The organism is Streptococcus oralis, assembly GCF_003943825.1.
GTDB classification, from domain to species: Bacteria; Bacillota; Bacilli; order Lactobacillales; family Streptococcaceae; genus Streptococcus; species Streptococcus oralis_CD.
Genome location: NZ_RJNJ01000004.1, coordinates 132,891 through 152,090 on the forward strand (window position 1 = coordinate 132,891; position 19,200 = coordinate 152,090).

Genomic DNA, 19,200 nt, shown 5'->3' on the forward strand with positions numbered 1-19,200 from the left:
ATGCCAATTACATCGTTAGAAATTAAAGATAAAACCTTTGGCACAAGATTTAGAGGTTTTGACCCAGAAGAAGTAGACGAGTTTCTTGATATCGTTGTTCGTGATTATGAAGACTTGGTTCGTAGCAATCACGATAAAGAGACACACATCAAGAGTTTGGAAGAACGTTTGTCTTACTTTGATGAGATGAAGGATTCCTTGAGTCAGTCAGTTTTGATTGCTCAAGATACAGCGGAGCGTGTTAAACAAGCTGCTCAAGAACGTTCAAACAATATTATTCAACAAGCTGAACAAGATGCTCAGCGTTTGCTTGAAGAAGCGAAATACAAGGCAAATGAAATTCTCCGTCAGGCAACAGATAATGCGAAGAGAGTGGCTGTTGAGACAGAAGAGTTGAAGAATAAGAGCCGTGTATTCCATCAACGCCTCAAGTCTACGATTGAAAGTCAATTGGCTATTGTCGAGTCATCTGATTGGGAAGATATTCTTCGTCCAACAGCTACTTACCTTCAGACAAGTGATGAAGCCTTTAAAGAAGTGGTGGGTGAAGTTCTTGGTGAAACTGTATCTTTACAACCAGAGGAAGAGCCTATTGATATGACTCGTCAATTCACACCAGAAGAGGTTGCTGAATTACAAGCTCGTATCGAGGCTGGCAACAAAGAATTAGCTGAGTTTGAAGCTCAACAAAATCAACAGACAGAAGAAAGTGACCAGCATGAAGAGTCAGTTGAAGTAGAAGCTACTGCAACAACTGAGGACGATGCAAATAAAGAATCTGTTCTTATCCTATAAAGAATGTGAGAACAAGATCCAACCAACTATATTTTCAGCGAGCAGGAGATGGTGAGAGTCCTGCAATCCCTAGTGGTTAGATTATCCTCTCAACGAATCTAGTCTGAAAGCAGTAAGACTAGACGTCCCCCACGTTACGGGAAAAGAGGAAAAGAGACCCTGTCTTTTTTCGAACAAAGGTGGTACCACGAATTTCGTCCTTTTTGCGAATCGTGGTTTTTATTTTGTCAGTTTAAATTAAAGGAGTAACAATGAAACTTAAAGAAACCCTCAATCTAGGGAAAACAGACTTTCCTATGCGTGCTGGTCTTCCAACCAAAGAACCAGTTTGGCAAAAAGAATGGGAAGAAGCAAAACTTTACCAACGTCGTCAAGAATTGAACCAAGGAAAACCTCATTTCACCTTGCATGATGGACCTCCGTATGCAAACGGAAATATCCACGTTGGACATGCCATGAACAAGATTTCTAAAGATATTATTGTTCGTTCTAAGTCTATGTCTGGATTTTATGCTCCTTATATCCCAGGTTGGGATACTCATGGTCTGCCAATCGAGCAAGTCTTGGCAAAACAGGGCGTTAAACGCAAAGAAATGGACTTGGTTGAGTACTTGAAACTTTGCCGCGAGTACGCTCTTTCTCAAGTTGATAAACAACGTGAAGACTTTAAACGTTTGGGTGTTTCTGGTGACTGGGAAAATCCTTATGTGACTTTGACTCCAGACTATGAAGCAGCTCAGATCCGTGTCTTTGGTGAGATGGCTAAAAAAGGCTATATCTACCGTGGTGCCAAGCCAGTTTACTGGTCATGGTCTTCTGAGTCAGCCCTTGCTGAAGCGGAAATTGAGTACCATGACTTGCTTTCAACTTCCCTTTACTATGCTAACCGCGTCAAAGACGGAAAAGGTGTGCTTGATACAGATACTTACATCGTCGTATGGACCACTACGCCATTTACCATCACAGCTTCTCGTGGTTTGACAGTTGGAGCAGATATTGATTATGTATTGGTACAACCAGCTGGTGAATCTCGTAAGTTTGTAGTTGCTTCAGAATTGTTGAACAGTTTGTCTGAGAAATTTGGTTGGGCGGATGTTCAGGTCTTGGCAACCTACCGTGGTCAAGAATTGAACCAAATCGTGACAGTCCACCCATGGGATACGGCTGTAGATGAGTTGGTAATCCTTGGTGACCACGTTACGACTGACTCTGGTACTGGTATTGTCCATACAGCCCCTGGTTTTGGTGAGGACGACTACAATGTTGGTGTTGCCAACGGCCTTGAAGTTGCTGTAACAGTTAACGAACGCGGTATTATGATGGAAAATGCTGGTCCTGAATTTGCGGGTCAGTTCTATGACAAGGTTGTGCCGACTGTTATCGAAAAACTGGGTGATTTACTCCTTGCTCAGGAAGAAATTTCTCACTCATACCCATTTGACTGGCGTACCAAGAAACCAATCATCTGGCGAGCTGTTCCACAGTGGTTTGCTTCTGTATCTAAATTCCGCCAAGAAATCTTGGATGAAATTGAAAAAGTGAAGTTCCACTCAGAATGGGGTAAAGTTCGTCTTTACAATATGATTCGTGACCGTGGCGACTGGGTTATCTCTCGTCAACGTGCTTGGGGAGTTCCGCTTCCAATCTTCTACGCAGAAGATGGTACAGCTATCATGACAGCTGAGACTATTGAACATGTAGCTCAACTCTTTGAGGAACACGGTTCTATCATCTGGTGGGAACGTGATGCCAAAGACCTCTTACCAGAAGGATTTACTCATCCAGGTTCACCAAATGGTGAGTTCAAAAAAGAAACAGATATCATGGACGTTTGGTTTGACTCAGGTTCATCATGGAATGGGGTTGTTGTAAACCGTCCAGAATTGACTTACCCAGCAGACCTTTACTTAGAAGGTTCTGACCAATACCGTGGTTGGTTTAACTCATCACTCATTACATCTGTTGCCAACCATGGCGTAGCACCTTACAAACAAATCTTGTCTCAAGGTTTTACGCTTGATGGTAAGGATGAAAAGATGTCCAAATCTCTTGGAAATACTATTTTGCCTAGCGATGTTGAGAAACAATTTGGCGCTGAAATTCTTCGTCTTTGGGTAACAAGTGTAGATACTAGCAATGACGTTCGTATCTCAATGGATATCCTTAGCCAAGTATCGGAATCTTACCGTAAAATCCGTAACACTCTTCGTTTCTTGATTGCTAATACATCTGACTTTAACCCAGCTGAGGATGCAGTAGCTTACGATGAGCTTCGTTCAGTTGATAAGTACATGACGATTCGCTTTAACCAGCTTGTTAAGACCATTCGTGATGCTTACGCAAACTTTGAATTCTTGACAATCTACAAGGCCTTGGTGAACTTTATCAACGTTGATTTGTCAGCCTTCTACCTTGATTTTGCGAAAGACGTTGTCTACATCGAAGGTGCAAAATCACTCGAACGTCGTCAAATGCAAACTGTCTTCTATGACATTCTTGTCAAAATCACCAAACTCTTGACACCAATCCTTCCTCACACAGCAGAGGAAATCTGGTCCTATCTTGAGTTTGAAGCTGAAGAATTTGTTCAATTGTCTGAATTACCAGAAGCGGAAACTTTTGCTAACCAAGAAGAAATTTTGGATACATGGGCAGCTTTCATGGACTTCCGTGGACAAGCTCAAAAAGCCTTGGAAGAAGCGCGTAATGCAAAAGTAATCGGTAAATCACTCGAAGCCCACTTGACAGTTTATCCAAATGAAGTGGTGAAAACTCTTCTTGGAGCAGTGGACAGTAATGTAGCTCAAGTTTTGATCGTGTCAGAATTGACCATCGCTGAAGGTATAGCTCCAGAAGGCGCAGTTAGCTTTGAGGATGTTGCCTTTACAGTTGAACGCGCTGCAGGTGAAGTATGTGACCGCTGCCGTCGTATCGATCCAACTACTGCTGAGCGTAGTTACTATGCCGTCATTTGTGACCACTGTGCAAGCATCGTAGAAGAAAACTTTGCAGATGCAGTTGCAGAAGGATTTGAAGCGAAATAATCAGATTAGAAATATGTCTTCTCATAGTTTAAGATGAGATGAAAAGGAAAAAGAGAGGAAGTCATTTCTCTCTTTTTTTGCTGGAAAATGCTTAGGATAAAGATGTAGAAATTCAACATTTTTAGGGAGAGTTTTAAGTTGATTTTTTGAGATTTTTTCAAAAAGGGAGGTCGTGTTTTGGTACTTTTCAAAAGCATGTGTTGCTTCTAAAAATCGCGACAAATAATTTGAATAACCAAGTGAAATCAGGTAGAATAGAAAGGATTGAATAATATATTGAAGAGGAAATTTTGAGAATGAAACATCAGTTTTATGGAGAAAAACGACAGCGCTTTTCTTTCCGCAAGTTGTCCGTTGGGCTCGTTTCGGCGACGATTGGAAGCTTCTTTTTGAGTGGGCAAATAACTGGGGACTTGACTTCTGTAAAGGCAGCAGAAATTCAAAGTCAGCAGTCTGCTCAGGTCAAATACCACTACGTAGTGGAGTCTGAATTGACGGAGGCAGAGAAGAGTGCCTTGATCAGGGAGATTCCAAAGCATGTTGAGGATGCTTCAGAGACTTATTACTTAGTTTATCGTCCGACTACTCAAGCGGATTCGTCTAGAGTATTACCTAAAACAGGTCATTCCGGTCTTTGGGAATCAACTTTTACAGCGATAGGTCTTGCATTACTAGTGCTTGTAGTTGTTAGAGGCAGAAATGGGAAGAGGTATTTATCTTCGATCTTGTTGGTAACTGGAATGGGATCCATACTGCTATCTCCAACAGTCTTAGCAGTGACGAATATCGAACTTGCGGCATATAATCAAAGTCTTAACTTGGGTCTTGGAGATGCACTTCCAGCGCCATTGAAAATTGACGGTTACGACTATATCGGTTACTTAAAGAATGAAGAACAAAATGATAGTCATTTAGCTCATTCTGCTCAGAAGGAAAATCCGACACTTGACTTGGAGAAAGAGAAGGGAAGTGAACTTAAACCGAGTGAAACAAATCTTGATATGAAAGAGATTGTTTCAGATAAGGGGGATGCTTTAACTGAGGAAGAAAGAGAAGCTATAGCTGCCAAGGAGAGAGAATCTGCTCGTCTAAGCACCGTTTATGACCTGCCAGAACTAAAAATTAGTGAGCAAAAGTCAGTCCAAGAACTTCCTTATCAGACAAAATACCAATATTCAGATGAATTGGCTCAAGGTCAATCAAAAGTTATACAATCAGGTGTTCGAGGTCAACGTACAGTTGTGACTCGTCATTATCGTAAGGGTCAAGAAATCGTGAAAAGCGAAATGATTTCTGATCAAGTGACACTTGAACCTGTTTCTGAAATTATTTTAGTTGGAACAGCTCCAGCTAACTCGATACAAAAAGAAACTCCAGTTCACGAAGTTCCAGAATTGGCAGAATATGGCACAACTCCTGAGACAGCGCCAGTTCATGAGCTTCCAGAACTGACGGAATATGGCACAACTCCTGAGACAGCGCCAGTTCACGAAGTTCCAGAATTGGCAGAATATGGCACAACTCCTGAGACATCTCCAGTTCAAGAGATTCCAGAACTGACAGAATATGGGACTAGTTCTGAGACGTCTCCAGTTCGTGAGACTCCAGAACTGACAGAATATGGTACAACTCCTGAAACAGCGCCTGTTCACGAAGTTCCAGAATTGACGGAATATGGCACAAGTTCTGATACGCCTCCAGTTCAAGAGATTCCAGAACTAACGGAATATGGGACAAATCCTGAAACAGCTCCTATTCATGAGAATTCTGAGTTGGAATTGACTACAAATGATGAGGTTAGAATAGAAAAGATTGATTTTTCTATTGACGAGCAATATACAGATGAAATTCCAGAAGGAAGTCGTCAAATCGCGACTCCGGGTGTTGAGGGTGAGCGCACGATTAAGACTCGTGTTTACAGTTCCAACGGGCAAGAGGTTGACCGCCAAGAGTTGTCTAATGAGGAAACTTTGGCGCCCGTAACACAGATCGTCAAGGTCGGCACTGCTAAACCAACCATGGTACCGAATGAAGCACCGAAAGCAGACGCTTTGCCAGAATATCCGTTGACTTATACCGACGAAACGCGCGTAGAAAAAATCAACTTCACAATTCGTGAGGAAGAAACCAATGAGCTTGTTCGAGATGCTCGTCAAATCACAACACCAGGTGTTGAGGGAGAGCGCACGATCAAGACTCGTGTCTACAGTTCTAACGGTCAAGAGGTTGACCGCCAAGAGTTGTCCAACGAGGAAACTCTAGCTCCCGTAACACAAATCGTCAAGGTCGGCACAGCTAAGCCAAATATGGTGCCGAATGAAGCTCCGAAAGCAGACGCTCTGCCAGAGTATCCGTTGACATATACTGACGAAACTCGGGTAGAGAAAATAGCCTTCAACATTGAGGAGCAATATACGGATGAATTAGTTCAAGATGCTCGTCAAATCGCAACTCCGGGAGTCCAAGGTGAACGCACGATTAAGACTCGTGTTTACAGCTCTAACGGTCAAGTTGTTGACCGTCAAGAGTTGTCTAACGAAGAAACCCTAGCTCCTGTAACGCAAATCGTCAGGGTCGGCACGGCTAAGCCAACTATGGTACCGAATGAAGCACCGAAAGCAGACGCCCTGCCAGAGTATCCGTTGACTTATACCGACGAAATTCGTGTAGAGAAAATAGCCTTCAACATTGAAGAGCAAACTACGGATGAATTGGTCCAAGATGCCCGCCAGATCACAACACCAGGTGTTGAGGGAGAGCGCACGATCAAGACTCGTGTCTACAGTTCTAACGGTCAAGAGGTTGACCGCCAAGAGTTGTCCAACGAGGAAACTTTAGCTCCCGTAACGCAAATTGTCAAAGTCGGCACAGCTAAACCAAGCATGGTACCAAGCGATGCACCGAAAGCAGACGCCCTGCCAGAGTATCTGTTGACTTATACTGACGAAACTCGGGTTGAGAAGATTAACTTCACCACTCGTGAAGAAGAAACCGATGAGCTTGTTCGAGATGCCCGCCAGATTGCAACACCAGGTGTTGAGGGTGAGCGTACGATTAAGACTCGTGTTTACAGCTCTAACGGTCAGGAAATCGATCGTCAAGAGTTATCTAATGAAGAAACCATGGCTCCCGTAACTCAAATCGTCAAAGTCGGCACAGCTAAGCCAACTATGGTACCAAGTGATGCACCGAAAGCAGAAGCTCTGCCAGAGTATCCCCTAACTTATACCGACGAAACTCGGGTTGAGAAAATAGCCTTCAACATCGAGGAGCAATATACCGATGAGCTTGTTCGAGATGCTCGTCAAATCACAACTCCAGGTGTTGAGGGAGAGCGCACGATCAAGACTCGTGTCTACAGTTCTAACGGTCAGGAAATCGACCGCCAAGAACTTTCGAATGAAGAAACCTTGGCTCCTGTAACACAAATTGTCAAAGTTGGCACAGCTAAGCCAACCATGGTACCGAGCGATGCGCCAAAAGCAGACGCTTTGCCAGAGTATCCACTCACTTATACCGACGAAACTCGGGTTGAGAAAATTAACTTCACAATTCGTGAAGAAGAAACGGATGATCTTGTTCGAGATGCCCGTCAAATAACAACTCCAGGAGTCCAAGGCGAACGTACCATTAAGACTCGTGTTTACAGTTCTAACGGTCAAGAGGTTGACCGTCAAGAACTTTCGAATGAAGAAACCTTGGCTCCGATAACACAAATCGTCAAAGTTGGTACGGCTAAGCCAACTATGGTACCGAATGAAGCACCGAAAGCAGAGGCTTTACCAGAGTATCCCCTAACTTATACCGACGAAACTCGCGTTGAGAAGATTAACTTCACAATTCGTGAAGAAGAAACGGACGAATTGGTTCGTGATGCTCGTCAAATTACAACTCCGGGTGTCCAAGGCGAACGAACTATCAAGACTCGAGTCTACAGTTCCAATGGTCAGGAAATCGACCGCCAAGAATTATCCAATGAGGAAACTCTAGCTCCTGTAACGCAAGTAGTCAAAGTCGGAACTGCTAAACCAACCATGGTACCAAATGATGCACCGAAAGCAGATGCTTTAGAGGAGTTCGATTTAATTTCACTGCATAATCTCTTGGCAGAATCGGATCAGATTAAAGCTCAGGCCCGTTATTTCAACGATAGTCAGGGTCATCAAGCTAACTATGATGCTGCTTTGACGGCAGGGCAGGCGATTCTGAGCCAATCCCAAGCCAGCCAAGCAGAAGTCAACCAACTGGTGGAACAAATCAATCAAGCCAAGGCTCAATTAAGTGGTCTTGAAGTTGTTAAAACAGCTCTTCAGACTGAGTACGATTTAAATCCAACGGTTAAAACTTCGGTTAAATATAAGAATGCGGATTCAGAAAAGCAGACAGCTTATACTGACGAATTGACCAAGGCAGAGGGAGTTTTGAACAATCAGACTGCTACACAAGTGCAAGTCAACCAAGTTCTTGCTAGCCTGACAGCAGCCAAAGAAGCTCTAAATGGAGTGCCTAAAGTCAAGCCGACTATTTCCATTCTAAGTCTGACTGAGAATGCTGATGATAAGTCGGTGACGGTCCAATATAGATTGGAAGACCAGACCCAGTCCTTCCGTTCAGCGACTGCAGAATTGTACCAGGGAGACCAGCTGATTCGCACTCTTTCAATTACCAACTTCGCTGGCAGCTTGAAAATTGGCGACCTAGACTACTACACAGGCTACACTCTAAAAACCAAGCTGACTTATGAACTGGATAATGGCAACTTCACTGAGTTTGAAACAGACAGTCGTAACTTTGAGTTAGAATACAAGAAGATTGCCTTCCGTGATATTGATTCTGTTGAGTTTTATCATAAAGAAAACGACCAATACAAGCGCTTTGTATCGATGAGCTCTATGCCTACAGATCTGTCTACCTACTTCGTTAAGATCAAATCAAGTGAATCCAAGGAAATTCTCCTACCAGTTCACAGCATTTCTGAAGCAGAGAAAGATGGTAAGGCAGTCTATAAGGTTAATGTAACCCTTCCTGAACTCGTCCAAGAAAGTGAAGCGGGCTATAAGTCTGGGCACGACTTCTACATCAGTAAGGCAGTCCCAAGTCAGCAAAATGTCTACACTAGCTTTGCTGGATTGGTGGACGCTATGAAGCGAAATATGGCAGGAAATTATGTTCTGGGAGCTGATTTGGATGCGAGTGAGGTCAACCTAGCTCCTGCGGATTATGTCTATCTCAAAGGGAACTTCACCGGCAGTCTGACTGGTAGTCAAAATGGCAAGCAATACGCCATTTATAATCTAGCCAAGCCTTTATTTGAAAACCTCAAGAGTGGGTCTACCATTTCAAATATCGACTTTAAAGATGTGAATATCGTGGGTACCTATGACTCGGCTGCGCTGGCACGTAATGCGGAGAATGCGCGAATCACAGATGTTTCTGTTCAGGGGAGAGTATCGGTAGTAGGAAACGCCTCTAACGTAGCGGGTCTAGTAGTTAATGGAACCAATACGAAGATTACAAATAGTTCCTTTACGGGTACCATCCTATCTAACAGTCAACACATCAAAGCCTATAACGTAGGTGGTTTGGTTTCAAGCCTTAAAGGAGGAGAATCTCTTATTAGCCAAAGTAAAGCAGATGTAACGATTATAAGTGGTGCACGATCAAATGAACAACGTATCGGTGGTTTGGTTGGACGTCTAGAAAACAATGCTCGAATTACCAAATCTTATGTGACAGGAAAACTATATAATGCAACCACTAGCGGTCAAATCGGTGGAGTGGTCGGCTCGAACTACTTTAATGGTTTGGTTGATAATGTGATCAGTAATGTTAGCGGTACAAATGTTTACAGTATTTCTGGGGATCAGGGATACAAGAACGACCGCATTACGCAAGCATATAAAGTTGCCAAGAGTGAAACCTTGAAAAACGATCAGTTTGTTACTTCTACCATTACTCAAGAAGAAATGGAAGAAAAACTGACTGCTATGGACATAACAACTAGCCTAGATGACACGAATCTAAATATGCGTTTTGTCGACTATGGTCAAGTAAACAATGCTCAATTTGACCGCGGATATTCTTATGCAAATATGGAGAAACTGCTTCCTTTCTACAATAAAGAAACCATTGTTTCGTTTGCTAACAAGATTCCGAAAGATCATAAGTTGAACAAGGAGTACCTACTGGATGTTGTTCCGATGAAGGGTGACCAGATTATCACTGATATCCATAGCAATAAAACTGCAATCAATCGTTTGATGCTTCACTACATGGACAATACCATTGACTATCTAGAATTATCTTATCAGGGAGATTTCGTAAATCGAGACATTGCTGAGTATAGTATCAAGGGGTTAGACCTTCTTTATACTCCAGAAGCCTTTGTATCAGATTATACTAGCATTCTAAATCAAGTTTTGCCAGAGTTAAACAAGGTCGTTCTTGATTCGCCAGCTATGCGTACAGCTCTCGGTGTAGCAGCAGATACCTCTTTGGATGAACTATACCTAGACACCGCATTTACGCAGGTGAAAAGTCAGCTATCAGGTGAGCTTCGCAAAGTGCTAGCTATGGATAAGGCTATCAATACTGAAGGTGAAGTAGTTAATGATTATCTTGTTAAGAAGATTCTTGCTGATAAAGAAGCTTTCCTATTGGGTCTGACTTACCTTAACCGTTGGTACAATATCAACTATGATAACTTTAATGTTAAGGACTTGTTGGCTTACAAGATGGATTTCTACGGTAAAAATGACGTTTCGGTTCTTGATACAATCATTGCTTTAGGGAAATCAGGACTAGAGAATCTCAAGGCTAAGAACAACTATACAGCGTATGATAATTCGCTCTCTGAAGCAACTGGCAAGCGAGGACTCTTCAATTACCTTGAAGGCTACCGTCAGCTCTTCCTACCATACAAGACCAATAATGAATGGCTCAAGACCAATACAAAAGCTTACATCGTTGAGGCTAAGTCCGATGTAGCAGAAGCGAGACAGCTTCAGGACGCAGCCGAGGGCAAGAGCAAGTATTCTGTCGGTGTTTATGACAAGATTACTGCAGATAATTGGGAACACAAGGGCATGCTCCTGCCACTCTTGACCATGACCGAGAAAGGTGTCTATGCTATCTCTAATATGTCTACCCTCTCTATGGGAGCTTATGATCGCTATCGTCTTGATGCTAATAACAGGATCCGCACAGATGCAGAACTAGTTGAATATGTTGAAGACAGAGTGAGAAAAACAGCTGAATACCAGCGCGACCACTATGATTTCTGGTATAAGATTCTGAGTCCAGAAAGCAAGGACAAGCTCTTCCGTTCGGTTCTGGTTTATGATGGATTCTCATTGGTTGACAAGAATGGTCAAAGATATTGGGCTCCAGCTAATGACAAAAAATCACAGGCTATGCAGGAATTCTTTGGACCAGCTGGCAAGTGGTATCCAAGCAAGGGCTATAATGCCTATGCTACGGGTAGTGTAACTCACTTTGATGCTGCTAAATTGTTGGAAGACTATGGAAACTCTGTCTACACCCATGAAATGACCCATAACTCTGACGGTGCTATTTACTTTGAAGGTTATGGTCGTCGTGAGGGCTTGGGTGCGGAACTCTATGCTCGCGGACTCTTGCAATCTTCGCCAAGCCCAGATGAACCAACCATTACGCTCAATACTCTCTTCAAGGTGGACAAGGATTCTAAGACACGTATGCATACCTATAATTTCAAGGAACGCGTTCAAAATGCAGCAGACCTGCAACACTATGTTCATGGTATGTTTGACATGATCTACACCTTGGACTATCTAGAAGGTACTTCTATGTTGAAGCAGAGCGATGCTTCCAAGTTACAGTGGTTCAGGAAGATGGAGAATTACTATATTACAGATAAGTATGGTAAGGAGACCCACGCAGGTAACCAGACGCGAAGCTTCACAGCTGAGGAAATCAAGCAACTGAAGACCTTTGACTCTCTCATTGAAAATGATGTGATCACTCGTCGGGAGAACAAGGAAAGCGGGAAATATGGTCGAAATGGCTACCTCAGCCTCAGCCTCTTCTCACCAATTTACTCAGCCTTGAGCAATCCAAATGGAGCGCCAGGTGACGTCATGTTCCGTCGCACAGCCTATGAATTACTGGCAGCCAAGGGCTATCATGACGGATTTGTCCCTTATGTTTCTGGTCAGTACTCTCAGGAAGCCTTCGATGAAGGCAAGAAAACGTGGGACGGATGGTCTGGAAGAGATGTTGGTCTCGTGACGGACCAGAAAGTCTTGGAAAATGTATTTAAGGGTGAATACACCTCTTGGGTAGCCTTCAAGAAAGCTATGTATCAAGAGCGGATTGATCAGCTGACCAAGCTGAAGCCAATTACCATTGAGTACGAGCTTAAAAATCCAAACAGTACCAAGAAAGTAACCATTCGCTCTTATGCAGAGATGCAGCAGTTGATGGATGCAGCCGTGGCAGAGGATGTACGCAACATTACCAATGCTACTAGCCGTGTCGAAGCTAGCTGGGTTAACCTGCTCAAGAAGAAGATTTACAACGCTTATCTTCGTGAGACAGACGACTTCAGACAGTCTATTTTCAAGAAATAAGGAAACGATTCTGTTTGATTAAAATTTGAAAAATTCCTAGGTTTAAGGCTACCTAGGAATTTTTCTGTGGTTTCTCCATGATCTTGTTTGTGCATTCAAGACCTGATAAGATAAGAATTTTGAAAGCGCAAATGAACTGAAAAGATTAGCAGTTTTTTGTGGCTATTATTTATAGCAAATAAATTGAATAATCTAGTAAATTTCGGTAGAATAGAGGGGATTCAAATCATGATGAAGGAAAGATTAGGAATGAAAAGAAGTTATTTAGGAGAAAAGCACCAGCGTTTTTCATTGAGAAAAGTTTCGGTTGGTCTAGTTTCTGCTCTGGTAGGGGTTTTCTACCTTTTTAGTGGAGGAGGTTCTCTTGCTAGTGTAGCAGCCAGTGAACAGACGCCATCCGTCACAAAACAGATTCACTATAAGTACGTGACAGAGAGTGAACTCACGGACCAAGAAAAGCAGTTGGTAGTCAAAGAATTGCCACAGTTTGCTGAGGAAACAGATGATACTTACTATTTGATTTATCGTCCGACGAGACAGCTGCCTGCAACTGGTCACAGCCAACTCTTTAGCTCAATTGCAGCGGGGGCAGGTATTGTACTACTGGTCGTAGCGATTAAACTGGGCAGAGATGATCGCAAAAAGCTAGCTTCTTTCATGCTCTTGACCAGTCTAGGAAGTCAGCTGATCGCGCCAACTTCCTTGGCTTTGACAAATCAAATGCTGGCAGACTATAATCAGGAATTGACTGTACAGGTCGGGGAAACATTGCAATCCCCACTTACGATTGAAGGCTACCAATATGTAGGGTATTTGAAATCTCAAAAAGAAGTAAACTCTCCACTTGATGGCAAGAAAGAGTTGAATCATTCGGCTCCTATTGATACTCCAGTTCAAACTTCAAACGGAAGTCAAGCGCAGGAAGAGTATCGTGCTCAGAAACCAAGTGAAGCTCCTGTCTTTGAACAACCAGAGTTAAAGGTTGAGAGTAAAGATACGAGTCGTACAGAGATCATTCCTTTCCAAGTAGAGGAAGTAGAAGCAGCTGATTTGCCACAAGGTCAAACTGAGGTGATTCAGGCAGGGAAAAATGGTAGTCGTACCATTGTGACCCGCAGCTACATTTTAAATGGTCAGGTGATCCATACAGAGGAGGCTTCCAATCAGGTAACGACTGAGCCTACTTCTGAGATTAGAAAAGTCGGAAGCAAGGTCCTTTCTCCTACAAAACCAAGCCCAGAGGAGTCCGTTAGTGAAAAACCAACAGATGCTCCTGTAAATGAAGTTCCAAGCTTAAAAGTTGAAGAAAAAGATGTTACCACGACGGTAGCAGAACCCTACACTCGAGAACGAGTAGAGAGTGATAGCTTGCCAGTTGGCCAGACCAAGATAACCCAAGCTGGTCAAGATGGAGTGCGTACAATCGTCACCCGTCAGTACATGGTAGATGGAAAAGTAGAGAGAAGCCAGGAAATCTCTAACGAAGTGACAACTCCTGCAGTATCAGAAATCGTAACAGTTGGAACAGGTCCTGTTAGCGAGAAACCAACAGACGCTCCAATAAATGAAGTTCCAAGCTTAAACGTTGAAGAAAAGGACGTTACTACGACGGTAGCAGAACCCTACACTCGAGAACGAGTAGAGAGTGATAGCTTGCCAGTTGGCCAGACCAAGATAACCCAAGCTGGTCAAGATGGAGTGCGTACAATCGTCACCCGTCAGTACATGGTAGATGGAAAAGTAGAGAGAAGCCAGGAAATCTCCAACGAAGTGACGACTCCAGCGGTCTCAGAGATCGTAACAGTTGGAACACGCCCTGTTAGCGAGAAACCAACAGACGCTCCTGTAAATGAAGTTCCAAGCTTAAACGTTGAAGAAAAGGACGTTACCACAACAGTGGCCGAACCCTATCCAACTAAGGAAGTGGAAAGTGCAGACCTGCCTTTGGGACAAAGGGAAGTTAGCCAAGCTGGTCAAGATGGCGTGCGTACGATTGTGACTCGTCAGTATTTAGTAGATGGAAAAGTCGAAAATACAGAGGAAATCTCTAACACTATCACAAAAGAAGCAGTTCCTCAGATTATCAAAGTCGGTACAAAACCAATTTCTACAAATGCGGATCACGCTCCTGTGGAACCAGAAAAAGGAACCCTCGACCTCGAACCCTTGCACCAATTAGTGGAAGAGGCCGATAGCATCCAGAAAACGCATCAGTATTTCAATGATACCACTGCAGATCAAGAGTCTTATAAACAGGCAGTCGCAAATGCCCAAGCTCTCTTTGAGGCATCTCATGCCAGTCAAGAACAGGTTGATTCCTTGAAAAATGCCCTTGAAACTGCTAAGAATAATCTAGACGGTCAACCTGTTGATAAGAAAACTCTTGGTGTTGAATTTGACATGAAGGATGTGACTCAGTCTACAGTTGCTTACCAGTATGCTGATGAACAAGCCAAACTCCGCTATCGTCGTGCTCTAGATCAGGCCAAGCTCGTTTTGGACAATCCTTTCGCCAATCAAGCCTTGGTCGATCAAGTTCGGACGGATCTCGAGGCAGCTCGTCAAGCTCTGGATGGAGTCAAGAGAAAACCAACCCTCTCTCTAGTCCGTGTCGAGAAGGGAGAAGACAAACGCCAAGTTTCTCTTAGCTATCACCTGACGGATGCTACAGCTAGCTATCAATCAGCCAAAGTGCAGCTATACAAGGGTGAAACGTTAATTAAGGAAGTCGACCTTGTGGACCTCGCTCAAAAATTGACACTTGATGACTTGGACTACTATACTCCTTATACTCTCAAAACTGTCATGAAATATGACCTGGGTCAGGGGGAACAAACTAGTATAGAGGATCAACGTCCAGTTCAGCTAGATTATAAGAAAGTTGAAATCAAAGACATTGACCGCATTGAACTGTACGGTAAAGATGGCAGTCACTACCGACGTTACCTATCCTTGTCGGAAGTGCCGTCTGATTTGGACAACTACTATGTCCGCATTCAGTCAGATAAGTTCAAGGACATGCTCTTACCTGTTTCTAAGATTACAGACAAGGGAAATGCCTACTCCGTAACGGTATCAGCTAATCAGCTCGTCGAGGGAGAAGGGGACCATTATCGTCCAGATTACTCTTTTGAACTGCCGAAAACGCCTCTTAGCCAAGAAGGTGTCTATACGTCCTTCAAAGCGCTCATAGAGGCCATGAAGTCAAACCCGACTGGAAACTTCAAACTAGGAGCGGATGTTTCAGCGGATGAACTCCAGTTGGAACAGTCTGCGACAAGCTATGTACCAGAAGAATTTTCAGGTAGTCTAACTAGCCGAGTGGATGGCAAAGATTATACCATCTACAACTTGGCAAAACCACTCTTTGCAACCTTGAAAAATGCCACCATCCAGCAACTGACCTTGAAATCGGCTGCAGTTACAGGCAAGGATTCTATAGGGGCCTTGGCTAGCAATGCTCAAAATGCAACGATTACGGATGTTTCTGTAAGTGGTAGTCTATCTGGGAACAAGCATATCGGTGGACTCGTAGGAGTTGCCCAAAACACAAAACTAACCAATGTTGCCTTTAAAGGGTCCATCACCAGCACCCAAGATGGAGGGCAGGAGTACAATATTGGTGGCCTGGTCGGTAATTTCCACGGCAACCAATCACTGGCGCAGAAGAGTCAGGCGGATGTATCTATCCAAGTAACGGGTCGAAATGGAGACCAGCGTGTTGGTGGCTTGATTGGTCGCTTGCAGAATGGAGCTAGATTAGAAACTTCTTATGTGAGTGGTTCTATCCAAAATGCAGGACATTCTGGCCAAGTCGGTGGAGCAATTGGATCTACTTGGAACAATGGACAGGTCCGAAATGTCTTGACTAGTGTCAAGGTTCAAAATGGGCATGCCATGACAGGAGATCCGTATCCTGAGGCCTCTGTTCGGGACTCTTATGTTCTTGAAGGAACTACAGCAAATCGAAAAGATGAGCGTTTTGTCCGTTCTATTTCAGAAGCCGATGCGCAAGCCAAACGTCAGTCCTTTGGAATCACTTCAAACTTGACGGACCAAGAGTCATTGCAGCAAGCTTACCAGCATCAAACAGACTATAGTCGAGTGAGGGGAGCCCAAGAGTCCAGAAAGCAAGCCTACGAAAATGTAGAAAAACTATTACCATTCTACAACAAAGACTTCATCGTTCATACAGCCAACCAATTAGCTGAAGATGATAAACTCAACAAAGTAGCCCTGCTAGATGTGGTTCCGATGAAAGACGAGACGCTGATAACGGATGTCAACAGCCATAAGGGTGAAATCAATAGACTGATGCTTCATTATGCAGATAAGACAATCTCTTATCTTGATCTGACCTACAAGGGTGATTTTGCCAATGGCCAGATTGCAGAATATAGCATTGCTGATAAGAATTTACTCTATACGCCAGAAGCCTTCCTATCTGACTACCAGTCTATTAAAGAGAGTGTCTTGCATGAACTCAAATCTGTGACCTATGACTCGGCTGCAGTGCGTAAAGTATTAGGGATTGGTGAAACAGCTTCCTTAGATGATCTTTATCTAGAAAAAGCCTTTGAACAAACCAAGGCTGGACTAGGTCAGGAGCTCCTCAAGGTGCTTTCAGTTGACAAGTCGATCAACACCCTAGGCCTTGCCGTAGCGGATGCGATTAGCCAAAAGATTCTGCAGAACAAAGAAGCCTTCATGATTGGTCTAACCTATCTCAACCGATGGTACAATGTCAACTATGGAACGTTCAATACCAAAGATCTTAATGTCTATAAGTTTGATTTCTTTGGCAATCAAGCAGCTTCGACACTGGATACTATCATCGCTCTTGGGAACTCTGGAATGGGCAATCTTCGAGCGCAAAACAACTTCAATGCCTACCGACAATCTCTAGCCAAGGAAAAAGGCAAAGGAGACCTCTTTGCTTACTTAGAAAGTCTGCGTGAACTCTTCTTGCCAAATAAAACCAACAGTGAGTGGTTCAAGGAAAATACCAAGGCTTATATCGTAGAAGCTCGTTCAAGTCTGCCAGAAATTCAGGCTAAACAGGACAATGCAGATCGTAAGAGTAAGTATACAATCAAGGTCTATGACAGGCTGACTCAGGGAGATTGGGGCTTCAAGCAAATGGTCCTCCAACTTCTGACCTTACCTGAAAGAGATGTCTATATCATCAGCAATATGTCGACTATTGCCTTTGGTAGCTTTGGAGGCTACAGGAAAGAAGGTGGCAGAGTTCTCTCAGGCGAGGAACTCCATCGACACGTTGAAAAACTTGTGGATCAATCAGCTGAATGGCAACGAAACCACTATGACATGTGGTACAACATTTTAAGTCCAAACAGGAAAGACACTCTATTCAGACGGGTGATTGTTACAGACGGTTTCTTTCTTTATAATGATAAAGGCCAGCAATATTGGGCTCAGCGTAATGATAAGACCTCTGTTGCTATGTACAATTTCTTTGGCCCTGCTGGCAAGTATCACGGAGACAATGGACTAGGAGCCTTTGCCAATGGTTATGAAGTCTTCTACGTCTATGACCAGATGCTGGGAGCTTCTGGAACCATGGTCTATACCCATGAAATGACCCACAACTCGGATGGTTCTATCTATTTTGAAGGACATGGTCGTCGTGAGGGTGAAGGACCTGAGAGCTTTGCTACAGGAATGTTAGAGTCTGTAACCAATGTTAGCGAAAAAGGTCTCGTTCTCAATAGCTTCTATCAAGGAGATAAAGATTCGACCACACGTTACCATACCTATGATCCTGTTGCCCGATTCTCCTCAGCAGATGCTCTTCGCGACTACATGCATGGAGTCTTTGACGTACTGAACCTTCTGGATTATGTAGAAGGGGATATTGTTACTGGAGTTCTAACTGATCAACAGAAAATGAAATGGTACCGTAAGGCTGAAAATTATAACTTTGAAAAAACTTCTTATGGTAAACAAGCCCACGCTGATGATCGAATTGTCCCTATAACTGCCGAAGAAGCAGCCAAACTAAAATCTGTCGATGCTCTGGTTGATCATAATATCATTGGTCGTCGCGATGGTTGGGATAGAGCTAGCTTTGGACGAAATGGCTACTATGTCATCAATATGTTTGCTTCCTTCTATGCAGCTCTGGACAATCCAACTGGTGCTCCTGGGGGACTTATGTTCCGCCGTAGAGCCTATGAATTGCTAGGAGACAAGGGCTACCAACAAGGATTTGTCCCATATGTATCTGGCCAATACGCTGGCCAAGCTCTCAAAGAAGGTGATAAGACCTACTCAACTTGGAACCGTGGAGATGTCGGAGTAGTTGGAGATGATCGGATCCTTAAAAACCTCTACGGTAGTCAGTATGAATCATGGAAGGATTTGAAGAAAGCTATGTTGAATGAGCGATACAATAAGGCTCAAAACTTCCTTCGCCCTATCACCATCGAGTTTGAAGCAGGAAAACTAGATAGCAAACGACAAATTACGATTTCTTCTTATGAGGAATTACAAGATTATATGTACTTAGCAGTACTAGCGGATGCCTCAGCTAAGAACATTGATCGTGCCTTATCAGACAGCTCTAAGAGCAGTGTCGCCCAACTCAAGTATCGTATTTTCAACGCTTATCTACGTGCTACAGACGACTTCAGACAGTCTATCTTTGAAAGATAGACACGAAAAAAGAAGATCCAAGTGATCTTCTTTTTTTAGGTGAATGGCTTGCTTAGTACAAAAACGAATGAATTTAC

General features: G+C 43.4%; 4 protein-coding genes. All 4 read left to right on the top strand.

Translation table 11 applies throughout. The features are described from left to right. The gene (locus D8863_RS04960) at positions 1-795 is read left to right on the top strand and encodes a DivIVA domain-containing protein (protein ID WP_001123190.1); all 795 of its coding nucleotides are present in this window, start codon (positions 1-3) and stop codon (positions 793-795) included. Positions 796-1,046: 251 nt separating this feature from the next. Beyond that, on the top strand, positions 1,047-3,839 hold the full coding sequence (gene ileS / locus D8863_RS04965) for an isoleucine--tRNA ligase (protein ID WP_125441263.1): 2,793 nt from the start codon (positions 1,047-1,049) through the stop codon (positions 3,837-3,839). Between the two features lie 296 nt (positions 3,840-4,135). Next, positions 4,136-12,448 (top strand): ZmpA/ZmpB/ZmpC family metallo-endopeptidase, encoded by an 8,313-nt coding sequence (locus D8863_RS04975; RefSeq protein WP_125441265.1) that lies wholly within the window; start codon positions 4,136-4,138, stop codon positions 12,446-12,448. A gap of 228 nt (positions 12,449-12,676) precedes the next feature. Further along, positions 12,677-19,123: a ZmpA/ZmpB/ZmpC family metallo-endopeptidase gene (locus D8863_RS04980; protein ID WP_125441266.1), complete on the top strand. Its 6,447-nt coding sequence runs from the start codon at positions 12,677-12,679 to the stop codon at positions 19,121-19,123. Positions 19,124-19,200 lie beyond the last annotated feature (77 nt).

What these genes read in the sequence shown, in the direction of transcription:
- D8863_RS04960 (WP_001123190.1), top strand. Translation starts at nt 1, where the DNA reads ATGCCAATTACATCGTTAGAAATTAAAGATAAAACCTTTGGCACAAGA.
- ileS (WP_125441263.1), top strand. Translation starts at nt 1,047, where the DNA reads ATGAAACTTAAAGAAACCCTCAATCTAGGGAAAACAGACTTTCCTATG.
- D8863_RS04975 (WP_125441265.1), top strand. Translation starts at nt 4,136, where the DNA reads ATGAAACATCAGTTTTATGGAGAAAAACGACAGCGCTTTTCTTTCCGC.
- D8863_RS04980 (WP_125441266.1), top strand. Translation starts at nt 12,677, where the DNA reads ATGATGAAGGAAAGATTAGGAATGAAAAGAAGTTATTTAGGAGAAAAG.